Origin of the sequence: Candidatus Pelagibacter communis (assembly GCF_001179925.1) — a bacterium.
GTDB classification, from domain to species: Bacteria; Pseudomonadota; Alphaproteobacteria; order Pelagibacterales; family Pelagibacteraceae; genus Pelagibacter; species Pelagibacter ubique_E.
In genome coordinates this window covers 12,949-25,570 of sequence record NZ_CVSF01000019.1, presented here as the reverse complement: position 1 = coordinate 25,570, position 12,622 = coordinate 12,949, and the positions used below count along the sequence as shown (strand labels likewise).

General features: G+C 27.7%; 17 protein-coding genes. 9 read left to right on the top strand and 8 right to left on the bottom strand.

Going from position 1 to position 12,622, the window contains the following annotated elements:
• Positions 1 to 30: 30 nt before the first annotated feature.
• The 4 genes from rho to hemE all read right to left on the bottom strand — a co-directional run bounded on the left by rho (position 31) and on the right by hemE (position 3,822).
• Positions 31 to 1,299 carry a transcription termination factor Rho gene (rho, locus tag AMN70_RS01260; RefSeq protein WP_075501205.1) on the bottom strand — a complete coding sequence of 423 codons (1,269 nt, stop codon included), beginning with the start codon at positions 1,297 to 1,299 and terminating at the stop codon, positions 31 to 33.
• A 63-nt stretch (positions 1,300 to 1,362) separates the two neighbouring features.
• Positions 1,363 to 1,794 (bottom strand): protoporphyrinogen oxidase HemJ, encoded by a 432-nt coding sequence (gene hemJ / locus AMN70_RS01255; RefSeq protein ID WP_075501204.1) that lies wholly within the window; start codon positions 1,792 to 1,794, stop codon positions 1,363 to 1,365.
• Complete coding sequence (hemH, locus tag AMN70_RS01250) at positions 1,787 to 2,821, bottom strand: ferrochelatase (protein WP_075501203.1); 1,035 nt, start codon at positions 2,819 to 2,821, stop codon at positions 1,787 to 1,789. The genes hemJ and hemH overlap by 8 nt, the downstream gene beginning before the upstream one ends.
• Entirely contained in the window at positions 2,818 to 3,822 is a 1,005-nt protein-coding gene (hemE, locus tag AMN70_RS01245; RefSeq protein WP_075501202.1) for a uroporphyrinogen decarboxylase, read from the bottom strand. The genes hemH and hemE overlap by 4 nt, the downstream gene beginning before the upstream one ends.
• Before the next feature lie 279 nt (positions 3,823 to 4,101).
• Here hemE and AMN70_RS01240 point away from each other — a divergent pair, with 279 nt between their 5' ends.
• Genes AMN70_RS01240 through dnaQ form a run of 5 tightly spaced genes read left to right on the top strand, consistent with a single transcriptional unit; the run spans position 4,102 to position 7,532 of the window.
• Entirely contained in the window at positions 4,102 to 4,923 is an 822-nt protein-coding gene (locus tag AMN70_RS01240; protein WP_075501201.1) for a pyruvate, water dikinase regulatory protein, read from the top strand.
• Complete coding sequence (locus tag AMN70_RS01235; protein ID WP_082255047.1) at positions 4,920 to 5,507, top strand: Maf family nucleotide pyrophosphatase; 588 nt, start codon at positions 4,920 to 4,922, stop codon at positions 5,505 to 5,507. Before AMN70_RS01240 ends, AMN70_RS01235 begins: the two co-directional genes overlap by 4 nt.
• A complete protein-coding gene (gene aroE, locus AMN70_RS01230) occupies positions 5,508 to 6,305 on the top strand; it encodes a shikimate dehydrogenase (RefSeq protein ID WP_075501199.1) in 798 nt (265 codons plus the stop codon).
• A complete protein-coding gene (gene coaE / locus AMN70_RS01225; protein ID WP_075501198.1) occupies positions 6,298 to 6,870 on the top strand; it encodes a dephospho-CoA kinase in 573 nt (190 codons plus the stop codon). Before aroE ends, coaE begins: the two co-directional genes overlap by 8 nt.
• Complete coding sequence (dnaQ, locus tag AMN70_RS01220) at positions 6,867 to 7,532, top strand: DNA polymerase III subunit epsilon (protein WP_075501197.1); 666 nt, start codon at positions 6,867 to 6,869, stop codon at positions 7,530 to 7,532. Before coaE ends, dnaQ begins: the two co-directional genes overlap by 4 nt.
• Here dnaQ and AMN70_RS01215 read toward each other — a convergent pair.
• Positions 7,525 to 7,947, bottom strand: a complete 423-nt coding sequence (locus AMN70_RS01215) for a protein-export chaperone SecB (protein WP_075501196.1) — start codon at positions 7,945 to 7,947, stop codon at positions 7,525 to 7,527. The two genes, dnaQ and AMN70_RS01215, sit on opposite strands and share 8 nt — an antisense overlap.
• Positions 7,931 to 8,356, bottom strand: coding sequence for an FxsA family protein (locus AMN70_RS01210; protein ID WP_075501195.1), 426 nt, complete (start codon positions 8,354 to 8,356; stop codon positions 7,931 to 7,933). Before AMN70_RS01210 ends, AMN70_RS01215 begins: the two co-directional genes overlap by 17 nt.
• A gap of 57 nt (positions 8,357 to 8,413) precedes the next feature.
• Here AMN70_RS01210 and AMN70_RS01205 point away from each other — a divergent pair, with 57 nt between their 5' ends.
• The gene (locus AMN70_RS01205; RefSeq protein ID WP_075501194.1) at positions 8,414 to 9,010 is read left to right on the top strand and encodes a Tim44/TimA family putative adaptor protein; all 597 of its coding nucleotides are present in this window, start codon (positions 8,414 to 8,416) and stop codon (positions 9,008 to 9,010) included.
• Positions 9,011 to 9,424: a Smr/MutS family protein gene (locus AMN70_RS01200; RefSeq protein WP_075501193.1), complete on the top strand. Its 414-nt coding sequence runs from the start codon at positions 9,011 to 9,013 to the stop codon at positions 9,422 to 9,424.
• On the opposite strand, the gene hslU is transcribed toward AMN70_RS01200, so the two are convergent.
• Positions 9,419 to 10,792: an ATP-dependent protease ATPase subunit HslU gene (hslU, locus tag AMN70_RS01195; protein ID WP_082255046.1), complete on the bottom strand. Its 1,374-nt coding sequence runs from the start codon at positions 10,790 to 10,792 to the stop codon at positions 9,419 to 9,421. The two genes, AMN70_RS01200 and hslU, sit on opposite strands and share 6 nt — an antisense overlap.
• Positions 10,792 to 11,307 carry an ATP-dependent protease subunit HslV gene (hslV, locus tag AMN70_RS01190; RefSeq protein ID WP_075501192.1) on the bottom strand — a complete coding sequence of 172 codons (516 nt, stop codon included), beginning with the start codon at positions 11,305 to 11,307 and terminating at the stop codon, positions 10,792 to 10,794. The genes hslU and hslV overlap by 1 nt, the downstream gene beginning before the upstream one ends.
• A 91-nt stretch (positions 11,308 to 11,398) precedes the next feature.
• On the opposite strand from hslV, the gene hisB reads away from it, so the two are divergent.
• Together hisB and hisH are read left to right on the top strand one after the other, a co-directional pair.
• Positions 11,399 to 11,989 carry an imidazoleglycerol-phosphate dehydratase HisB gene (gene hisB / locus AMN70_RS01185; protein ID WP_075501191.1) on the top strand — a complete coding sequence of 197 codons (591 nt, stop codon included), beginning with the start codon at positions 11,399 to 11,401 and terminating at the stop codon, positions 11,987 to 11,989.
• A 5-nt stretch (positions 11,990 to 11,994) separates the two neighbouring features.
• Positions 11,995 to 12,621 carry an imidazole glycerol phosphate synthase subunit HisH gene (hisH, locus tag AMN70_RS01180; protein WP_075501190.1) on the top strand — a complete coding sequence of 209 codons (627 nt, stop codon included), beginning with the start codon at positions 11,995 to 11,997 and terminating at the stop codon, positions 12,619 to 12,621.
• Position 12,622 lies beyond the last annotated feature (1 nt).

The window sequence follows — 12,622 nt, the reverse complement described above, 5'->3', positions numbered from 1 at the left end:
ACTTTTATTCTTTAATATTGGAAAACTTAATTAAGCTGGTTTATTCATAGAATTAAAGAACTCAGCATTATTTTTTGTAGCTTTTAATTTGGAGCTAATAAATTCTATAGCATCCATTGTACCCATTGGAGCAATAATTCTTCTTAAAACATTCATTTTCTGTAAATCGTTTTTATCAAACAATAATTCCTCTCTTCTCGTTCCTGATTTAGTAATATCCATTGCTGGATAAATTCTTTTATCTGCAATTTTTCTGTCTAGGACTGTTTCGCTATTACCAGTTCCCTTAAATTCTTCGAAAATTACCTCATCCATTCTACTACCAGTATCTATCAGCGCTGTAGATATAATCGTTAATGATCCACCTTCTTCAATATTTCTTGCGGCTCCAAAAAATCTTTTAGGTCTTTGAAGAGCATTTGCATCTACACCACCTGTTAAAACTTTACCTGAACTAGGGATAACGGCATTATAAGCTCTTCCTAGTCGAGTGATAGAATCTAAAAGAATTACAACATCTTTCTTATGTTCAGTTAATCTTTTCGCTTTTTCTATAACCATTTCTGCTACAGCGACATGTCGTTGTGCAGGTTCATCAAATGTTGAACTTATAACTTCACCCTTAACAGTTCTTTGCATATCCGTAACCTCTTCAGGTCTTTCGTCAATTAAAAGAACAATCAAGTAACATTCTGGATAATTTTTAGCTATAGAATTGGCTATACTTTGTAAAATCATAGTTTTACCTGCTTTAGGTGGCGATATAATAATTGACCGTTGACCTTTTCCAATAGGGCTTACTAAATCAATCAATCTTGGAGTTAAGTCTGGTTTTTTTTCTACTTTTGAAGATTCTATTTCCATTACTAATTGTTTATCTGGATATAGAGGGGTCAAATTATCAAATGCAATTTTATGTCTAGATTTGTCTGGTTCTTCGAAATTTATTTTGCTTACTTGGAGAAGGGCAAAATACCTTTCTCCTTCCTTAGGTGCTCTGACTGGTCCTTCAACAGTATCCCCAGTTCTTAAACCAAATTTTCTTATTTGGCTTGGGCTCACATAAATATCATCAGGGCCAGGTAAATAGTTGGATTCCATTGCCCTTAAAAAGCCAAAACCATCTTGAAGTAATTGTAATACTCCTGCTCCGGTGATTTCCTCTTTTTCTGCAACTTTTTTTAATATAGCAAATAAAATTTCTTGTTTTCTGAGCGTACTTGCATTTTCAATCCCAAGTTCCTCTGCTTGCGTGATAAGTTGTTCTGACGATTTTAGTTTTAGTTCTTGAATGTTCATGAGTTATATTATTAAGGACTTAATAATAAGTTAAATATATATACTATTTAATATTATTCAACCCTAGATTGGCTTAAAAATTACAATAAATACTATTAAAATTAGTAATAAAGTGGGTATTTCATTAATATATCTATAAAATTTTGAGGTTTTTTTATTTTGATCAAATTTAAATTTATTTAGCAAAAAACCTAAATAGAAATGATATCCAGTTAAAATGATAACTAAAAAAAGCTTTAATTGTAACCATAAATTTATCAATTGATCAAAACCTATTTCGTGAATTAATACTAATCCGAACAACCAGCTTAAGATCATTGCTGGTGTCATAATAAAGTAATACAATTTTCTCTCCATCGTCTTAAATACAGTTGTGATAATTTCGTGGTTGTTTTCTGAGTGATAAACGAAGATTCGAGGTAAATATAAAAGACCAGCCATCCATGAAATTACAGCAATTAAATGAAGGCTTTTAAATAAAAGATAACTATTCATAATCTAAACATGGGCATTTATTAAATTTATTGGGACATTGTATCTTAGGAGGAAAAATTTTCCCATTAAAGTTATAGTTTGATTTATTAATTATTAAATCTGACATAGCTTTTATAAAATTCTTATTTATTCCTAATGCAGGAACCCTAGAGTAATTTTTGCAACCATTTTTAACTGCTAACTCTTTATATTCTATATCTAATTCAACCAAAGTTTCTGAATGTTCAGAAACAAACGCTATTGGAACTAATACAATATGTTTTCCTAATTTTGAGTTTTCAATAATAATATCATCAGTTGAAGGTCCAATCCATTTTAAGGGTCCTACACGACTTTGGTAACTTAATATCCAATCCAAATTCTCAATATTAAGTGTTTTAACGATTTTATTTACCGATTGTTCAACTTGCCATTGGTATGGATCTCCATTTTTAATATTTTTTTCTGGTAAACCATGTGCAGAAAAAATTAATTTGTAATTCTTTAAATTTCTTACAACTTTAAAAATTTCATTTGTATGGGCTGATATAAAATTGTTATCTGTAGGATAACAGCAAATTGTACTTGTTTTTACATTATATTTTTTTTTCTTACATGTTTCTTTCCATTCTTTTATTGAGGATCCAGACGTTGCAGCAGAATATTGTGGATACAAAGGCATTAAAATTACTTCATCGGGATTATAATCTATTACTTTATTAATAACATTTTCTGCTCTTGGATACCAACATCTCATAACTATAAAACATTTATATTCAGATAAGTTATCGTCACTATTAAGTTTTGACTCTAATGCGCCTGATTGCATCTCGGTTAATTTTAAAATTGGAGAAGCCCCACCTATCTCCCCGTAAATTTTTTTGGCTGTTGGGGCTCGTCTATTCGCAATAATTTTAGCTAAAGGATACCTTAAAAAAGTTGGTAAATTTAAGATTGCAGGATCAAAAAATAAATTAAATAGAAATGGTTCTACATTATCTAAATTATCTGGCCCACCTAAATTAAACAAAATAACAGCTTTTTTCATTTATAATTTTTTACCAATTTCACGAGATAATCAACCATTTCAGGGTTGGTTTCCGGTAAAATTCCATGACCAAGATTAAATATATAAGGATGATCTTTAAAAATATTTAAATACTTTACAACTTCTCTTTTTAAAGTTTCTTTATCAGTCAATAATATTTTGGGATCTAATCCTCCTTGAACTGGAATTTTAATATTTTTACTAATCTCTTTGGGATCAACATTATAATCAATGTTAATAACATCTGGTTTTACAATTTCACAAAATTCTTTATAGTTTTTTATTTCGCGAGGAAAACAAATAACTGGAACATTTAAAGATTTAACATAATTAACTAGATTAAGTGTAGGTGTATATACAAAATTTGGTAGGTCTTTCTCTTCAAGTAAACCAGCCCAACTATCAAAAATTTGTATTAGATTTGCGCCATTATCAATTTGATTTTTTATATGAATCTTTAAAAATTTTTCAATAATTAATAAAACTCTATTTATTAAAAATTCATCTTTAAAAAAATCTTTTTTAAGTTTATTTTTTGGAGACTGCTGATTGATCATATAGACCAAAAGAGTCCAGGGCGCTCCTACAAATCCAATTGTATTTTTATTAATTAAAAGATTATTTTCACTTACATTTTTTATTATTTTATATATCTTATGAATTTTTTCTACAAAATCTATCTCATCAATTTTACTAATTTGATCAAGATTTATCTTTTCCAAAATTGGACCAAAATTTCTTTTAAACTCTACTTTTTGACCTAAACCATATGGAAGCATCAAAATATCAGAAAAAATTATTGCAGCGTCCAAGTCAAATCTTTTTAGAGGTTGTAAAGTTATTTCAGCAGATAATTTTTCATTTAAACATAGCTCTATAAAATTCGTATTTTTAGACCTTATTTCTCTAAATTCAGGTAAATACCTACCAGCTTGCCTCATAATCCAAATAGGATTTATAGAAGTTTTTTTATTTAGTATTACTTCGTTAATAGGAGTCATTTAAATAATAAAATATATATTTGTATTAGTATTATATCTTGTTAATTGCGATAATTAATTTTTACACACCATTTATTAACTATTTATTTTATTTAAATATTGCAAAAATGATTGTTATTACTTGTTAATATTACTATTTTAGAATTTTATTCAAAACATGTATTATTTTATTAACATGTTTATTATTGTGAATAATATAAAATTTTTACAATAAATATTTAAATACAATTTAAATGAGAGAATATTAGTAAATAATACAAAATATTTAACATTTTATACATGAGTAATACCTATCAAATTTACCTTATTTCTGATTCTACTGGTGAGACATTAGAGAGAATTTTTTTAGCTTTAAAAGCACAATTTAAGAATATTGAATATAAAGTAAATGAATTTCCTTTCACAAGAACAGAAAATCAAATTTTAAAAATATTAGAAGTTGCAAAAAAAAATGATAATTCAATAATTTTATACACTATAGTGGACAATAATTTGGCAAAATTTCTTGCTAATCAAAGTGAAGATAAAGGCCTTCCATGTTTTGGTGTTCTTGGAAATTTAATTTTGAGTTTTTCAAAATTATTAAATCAAAAAGCGTCCAATGAACCTAGTGGCCAACATGTTTTAAATGAAGAATATTATCAAAGAATAGAAGCAATTCAATTTACCATGAATCACGATGATGGAAATCTAATTAACGAAGTTGGAAAATCAGATATAATTTTATTAGGAGTAAGTAGAACAAGCAAAACTCCAACATCAATATATTTGGCAAACAAAGGATATAAAACATCCAATATTCCATTAGTGAACGAAAACTCCATTCCAAAAGTTTTGAAAGATAATCCAAAAATTAGTTGTGTTGTTGGTCTTAATACAGAACCACAAAGGTTAGTAGATTTAAGAAAAAATCGAATGAGCTCTCTTAAAGAAACAGATAATAAAAAATATACAAATATTGAGAATATTCAGAAGGAGATTGAAGATGCAAAAAAAACATTTAAAAAATATAGTTGGCCCACTATTGATGTAACAAGAAAATCAGTTGAAGAAACGGCTGCATCAATAATTAAAATTTATGAAATATATAGTCAAAAATAATGAATAAGATTATATTAGCATCTAAAAGTAAAGTAAGAAAAGAAATTCTTGATTTAAACAATATTAAATGTGAGGTTGTCCCTTCCAATGTAGATGAGGAAAGTATTAAGGTTTCATTAATCAATAATAAAGCTTCACCTGAACTGATATCTAAAAACTTAGCAGAAGTAAAAGCAAACAAAATTAGCACTAAATTTAGAGACCAACTAGTTCTTGGCGCAGATAGTGTAATAGACTTAAATGGAAACATTATCTCTAAGCCAGAGAATAGAATTAAAGCTTTAAGTATTTTGAAGGATTTAAATAATAAATCTCATTATTTAATTAGTTCTGTTTGTATATCAAAAAATGGAAGTATGATTTGGAATTTTACTGATAAAGCTAAGCTTACTATGAAAAATTTTTCAGAAGATGAATTAAAAACTTATCTTTCAAAGATAAGTGATGATGCCTTATTCTCTTATAATGTTTATCAAATAGAGGGAATTGGAAAAACGTTATTTTCAAATATTGAGGGAGATAAGGATACCATTATGGGCCTACCTATTAAAAAAATAAAAGAGTACTTAATTAATTTTAATTAAATGAAAAAACACATAATTATTGGAAATCCCATAATACATTCTTTATCGCCTAAAATTCATAATTATTGGTTTAAGGAAAACAATATTAATGCTTATTATGAAAAAATTGCTCCAAAAGAGGAAGAAATAAAAAGTATTATCAACAAAATTAAAAAAGGAGAGATTTATGGAATGAATATTACAGTTCCGTATAAACAAATTGTTATACCTTTTTTAGAGACACGATCAGATATAGTTAAAGAAACCAATTCTGTAAATACAATATTTAATAAACAAGGCAAAATTCATGGGGAAAACACAGATACTTTTGGTTTTGAACAATCAATTATTAAAAACAATTTTGATTTAAAAAATAAAAATGTTTTAATATTTGGTGCAGGGGGAGTTGTGCCTTCTATTATTTGTGCTTTAAAAAAATTACAAGTAGGTAAGATATATATTTCCAATAGAACTAATTTAAATGCAGAAAAAATTAAAAAAAATTTTAATTTTGTTGAAATTCTTGAATGGGGAAAACTTAAAGATTGCGATTTATATATTAATTCTACAAGTGTTGGTCTTAAACAAGGAGAAAATTTAGATTTAAACTTAAACTTAATATCAAGTAATAAAATTTTTTATGACTTAATATACAATCCACCAAAAACAGAATTTTTGTTAAAAGCTGAAAAATTAGGTCATAGAATAATCAATGGAAAAGATATGTTTCTTTATCAAGCTCAAAAATCTTTTGATTTATGGCATAATTTGACACCCAAAATTGATAAAAAACTAATAGATTATTTATATAATGATTAAAATAGCACTTGTTGGAGAAATAGGCTCGGGCAAAACATTTATATCTAAACTATTTCGATATCCCGTTTTCAGTGCAGATGAAGAAGTTGTTAAGATTTATTCAAAAAATAAAAAAATTTTTTATAAATTAAAGGAAAAATTACCAAGATTTTTCTTTAAATTTCCAATTAAAAAAAAGGAGTTAATCAATGCAATTCTTGAAAATAGTAACAATATAAAAAAAATTTCATCAATTGTTCACCCTGAAGTAAGAAAAAATCTATTAACTTTTTTTAAGAATAATAAAAATAGAAAAATAGTTATTTTAGATATTCCGCTATATTTAGAAAATAAGTTAAATAAGAAAAAAGATATAATTATTTTTATCCAATCAAATAAATCTAAAGTGTATAAAAAAATTAAAGAAAGAAAAAATTTTAATAAATTAATTTATAAAAAACTAAAAAGACTTCAATTTTCTACAAGATATAAACGAAAAAAATCTCATTATGTTATTAAAAATGATTTTAATAAAAATTCTGCTCGTAAAAAGGTCAGGGATATATTAAACAATATTTTACGATGAAAGAGATTGTTTTAGATACTGAAACAACTGGCATATCAGTTAAGGAAGGTCACAGAATTGTTGAAATAGGTTGTATTGAGCTGGACAATCAAATTCCTACAAAACAAAAATTTCATTGTTATTTAAATCCTGAGAGAAAGGTTTCTGAGAAAGCTTTCCAAGTTCATGGATATTCTGATGATTTTCTCTCAAAACAAAAAAAATTTAAAGAAATAGTTAAGGAATTTCTTCAATTTATAAAAGGAAAAAAATTAATTATACATAATGCTGAATTTGATTTAGCACATTTAAACCATGAATTAGAAATTCTCAAAATGGACAAGATAGATAACAAAGTAGTAGATACTCTTACATTAGCTAGAGAAAAATTTCCAGGATCATCGCTTAGTCTTGATGCATTATGTAAAAGATATAGGATTGATAATTCTAAACGAGTTCAACATACTGCTTTGATTGATTGTGATCTATTAGCAAAAGTTTATATAAATCTAATTGATCAAAAAGAACCGACTTTAAATTTTCAAAATCAAGAAAACGAACTAAAAGTTGTAGATAAAAAAAATATCGTATATTTTAAAAAAATTGTTAAACCCACTTCTGAGGAATTAAAAAATCATAAAGAATATTTAAAAAAAGACTTAAAAAAAAATTATTTTAATTAAATCTTTCATTATAAAGTTTGTTAAAATCAATTTTTTTTTCTAATTTTATAGCAGGGTGTCCAGAATTATGAATTAAATTGAGAAATGAATTTTCTAAATCAGGGTAAATTTTTGTTGGAACTTCACATAGTATGATTTTTTGAAGATCTTCTTTTTCTTTCACATCATCATCTACCCTAATAATTGTTGCATAAATTATTTCAAAATATGATTTTTTTTCATTTGGTTCTTTGTCTTCAAATTTTAAGGTAGTATTAATTTCAATTAACTTATTTTTTAAAGCTTTAGATGTAATATCGATATTAAGCTGATATTTTGAAATATTTTCTTTAACAAATAAAAAAGTTTCTATGTCAGGAGTTTCACTTGACATATCTTTTATGTAATTTGCAAGTATTTTAAATTTTTCTGTCATCATTATCATCTATATCTTCATATTCGCCCTCAATAAAATTTTTTTTCCCCGGTGAGTTTTTTTTAATTTTATTTGATAAACTTCCTAATAATAATTTTCTTGTAAATGGAAATATTAATAAAAAACCCAACAAGTCTGTTGCAAAGCCTGGGATAATCAATAAAAATGCTGCAAAAGCGATGGCAGCACCAGAAATTATTTCATATGCGGGAACTTCGTTTCTAACCATTTGCATAAAACCTGATCTAATGGTGTTCAAACCCTCATATTTTGCATAATAAACTCCAATGATTGCTGTTATGAATATTAATAAAATTGTATTAAAAGCGCCTATTTGTGAGCCGATTTTTATAAATAAGTAAATTTCTAAAATTGGAATTAATATTATTGATAATAAAACTGAGTTCATTTGTCTTTAATGTAATTGTTAGTTGAAATTATTCAACATAGTAATTACATTTAGGTAATGAATTATAGTTTTGAGTATATTGACATAATATTGCTTGCGATGATCGCAGGATTTATTTTTTTGAGATTAAGGGGAATTTTAGGAAAAAGAACAGGATTTCAGGGCAAAGCACCATCCCAGTTTGAGAAGGTATTAAATAATATTCAAACTGAACAAAAAATTTTAAATAAAGAGAACTTTGATGATGATGCTCAAAAGGAGTTTTTAAAAGGTGCTAAGATTGCTTATGAGACAATTATAACTGACTTTAGTGACAATGATAACAAACTAATTGCAAGTAAACCACTACTAAGTAAAAAAATTCATGATCAATTTGAAGAAGCTTTGAAAGAAAGAAGTAAGAGAGGTCATTTTGCTGAAATAACTTTTATTGGAGTGAACTCTGCGAAAATAAAGGAACATAAAAAAATTGATAAATTTTTAAATGTAACAGTTGATTTTGTGAGTGAAATAATAACTTGTATTAAAGATAAAGATAAAAACGTTGTTTCGGGAGATCCTGAAAAGATCAAAAAAATTTATGATACTTGGGTTTTTTCGAGGGACATGAGATCAAACAATCCAAACTGGCAATTAGTAGACACTCTTACGTAATTGAACGATAAAATTTCAAACAAAGATAAAGAAGCATGGGAAAATTTTTTAACTAGTAATGAAAAATTACCTAATAAGGATTTGAAATCAAATAAAAAAAAAATTTCAAAAATTAAGAATATAGATCTTCACGGTTTTACTTTACAAGAGGCAAACCAAGCTATTGAAGAATTAATTCTTGACTCATACGAAAACGGCATTTCAAAAATAATAGTTGTTACCGGGAAAGGACTTCACTCAAATATTGATAATGATCCTTACGTTTCTAAAGATCTAGGAATATTAAAATATTCAGTTCCAGAATTTATAGAAAATAATTCTGAGCTAAAAAAAAAAATTATAGAGATTAAAAGTGCTGATATTCAAGATGGTGGGAGCGGAGCTTTTTATATTTATTTGAAAAAGAAACTATAAAATAAATTTTGATAAATCAGTATCTTTTACTAAATTGTCTAAATTTTTGTTTATATATTCCTTATTGATTATAATTTTTTCTCCTGCTCTATCAGTTGCAGTAAAACTTATATCGTCTAAGATTTTTTCAATAATAGTATGAAGTCTTCTTGCACCAATATTTTCTACGGTTGCATTAACTTCTGATGCAATCTTTGCTATTGTGTCTATGCCATCGTCGGAAAATTCAAGATCTACATTTTCAGTTTTTAATAAAGCAACATATTGTTTAATCAAACTATAATCTGGTTCCTTTAGAATCCTTTTAAAATCTTCACTGGTCAAAGCTTCTAGTTCCACTCTAATAGGCAATCTTCCCTGAAGTTCTGGAAGTAAATCTGATGGTTTAGCAAGTTGAAATGCTCCAGATGCAATAAATAAAATATGATCAGTTTTAATTGGGCCGTGTTTTGTATTAACTGTTGTTCCTTCAATTAAAGGCAATAAATCTCTTTGTACACCCTCTCTTGAAACATCGCCCCCAACTCTATCAGTTCTTGCAGAAATTTTATCTATTTCATCTAGAAAAACGATACCATTATTTTCAGTTGATAATTTTGCAGCTTTTACAATCTTATCTTGTTCAATTAATTTATCAGATTCATCGTTGATTAAAATTTCATGAGATTCTTTTACACTCATTTTCTTTTTCTTTTCTTTATTGCCCATAGATTTACCGATCATCTCTCCAATATTGATCATACCTACATTTGCACCTGGCATTCCTGGAATTTCAAATGATGCCCCACTGGAACCAGCATCGCTTACAGCAATTTCTATTTCATTATCATCTAAGTCACCACTTCTAAGTCTTTTACGAAAACTTTCTCTTGTTGCTAAACTTGCTTTTTTACCTACAAGCGCATCTAATACTTTTTCTTCAGCGGCTTTTTGTGCTTTAGCATAAACTTCTTTTCTTTTTTTTACCTTTTCCATCGAAATTGCAATTTCAATTAAGTCCCTTACAATTTGTTCAACATCTCTTCCAACATAACCAACTTCTGTAAATCTTGTTGCTTCAACTTTTACAAAAGGGGCCTCAGCTAGTTTTGATAATCTTCTAGATATTTCTGTTTTACCAACTCCAGTTGGCCCGATCATTAAAATATTTTTTGGCAAGACTTCGTTTTTCATTTCACCTTTGAGTGCTTGACGTCTCCATCTGTTTCGTAAAGCAACTGCAACTGCTTTTTTAGCTTTATTTTGACCCACAACAAATCTATCTAATTCAGAAACTATCTCTCTTGGAGACAATGAGCTTACAAGAGATGACTCTTCTTTTTGATTTTTTTCTTTTGGATGTAATGGTGTAACGTTTGAATTATCCATTATATTTTTTCAATTTTAACATTGTTATTAGTAAATACGCAAATATCAGAAGCAACTTTAATTGATTTTTTTGCTATTTCTTCAGCAGACATATTTCCTTCCATCAAAACCTTACCAGCAGCTAAAGCATAATTTCCTCCAGAACCAATACCTATGACATCTCCTTCAGGCTCTAAAACATCACCAGTCCCTGAAATGATATAACTATTATTTTTATCTCCAACTGCCATTAATGCCTCTAATCTTCTTAAATATTTATCTGTTCGCCAATCTTTAGCTAATTCAACAGCGGCTCTTGATAAATTACCCGCATGTTTTTCAAGTTTGCCTTCTAGTCTTTCAAATAAAGTTAGAGCATCTGCAGTAGATCCAGCGAAACCAGCGACCACATCTCTTTTATCAATTTTTCTCACTTTTGAAGCTGTGCTTTTTACAACAGTATTTCCCATGCTTACTTGTCCGTCCCCAGCTACAACTACTTCATCATTTTTTCTTACTAACACAATCGTTGTCATAGCTTATAAATGGATATTAAATTTGATAGTTCAAGCCCAAGTTTAGTATTATTGCCATATTTGGATAATATATGTATACCTGTTTTTAATTATGACACGTAAAGGTAAAATTAGCCGAAAAACAAAAGAGACTAGTATCAGCGTTGATTTAAACATTGATGGTAAAGGTAAATATAAAATTGACACAGGGATAGGGTTTTTAAATCATATGCTTGAACAATTATCTAAGCACTCTTCAATAGATATGAATATTAAAGCTAAAGGTGACACGCATATTGATTTGCATCACACTACTGAAGACACAGGTATTGCGATTGGAGAAGCTTTAAAAAAAGCCTCTAAAAAGTTTGTTGGAATTAAAAGATATGCGCATGCAATGATACCTATGGATGAAACACTAACACGAGTTGCAATTGATGTGTCAAACAGACCCTATTTAATTTGGAAGGTAAAGCTTAAAGTAGAAAAGCTTGGTGAAATGGATACAGAATTATTTAAAGAATGGTTTCAAGCATTTTCTCAAGCTGCTGGAATTACACTACACATTGAAAATATTTATGGTGACAACAGTCACCACATTATTGAGTCTTGCTTTAAAGGACTAGCAAGATCTTTAAGAACCGCATTGGAAATGGACCCTAGGAATAAGAAATCAATTCCGTCTACCAAAGGTTCTTTATAAGTTTAATGAACGTCACAATTGTTGATTATAATTCAGGCAATATTTGCTCGGTAATAAATTCTTTTGAGGAAGTTGCAAAAGATAAAGTAAATATTGAGGTAACTTCAGATTTAAATAAAATTAAATCAAGTGATAAAGTTGTTTTGCCAGGGCAGGGCTCATTTAAAAGCTGTGTAGATGCTTTAAACAAAATTGAGGGTCTTATAGATACACTTAACGAATTTGCCATAACAAATAAGAAACCTCTTTTTGGTATTTGCGTTGGATTACAAATGTTTGCAGATATTGGTTACGAAGAAACAGAAACTAGGGGTCTTGGTTGGATATCAGGCAAAGTATCAAAAATAGATAATCAAAATGGAAAATATAAACTTCCTCATATCGGTTGGAACCAAATTAACATTGTTAAAGAGAGTAAAATTTTTAAAGATGTAGAAAATAATTCTCATATGTATTTTGTTCATAGTTATGAATTTGTTCCAGAAGATAAAAATGTAATTTCAGCAACAACAGATTATTCTTCAAATATTGTTTGTTCTGTTGAAAAAGAAAATATCTTTGGAACCCAATTTCACCCAGAGAAAAGCGATAAATCTGGACTTAAAATAATTGATAATTTTATAAGTTTATAAA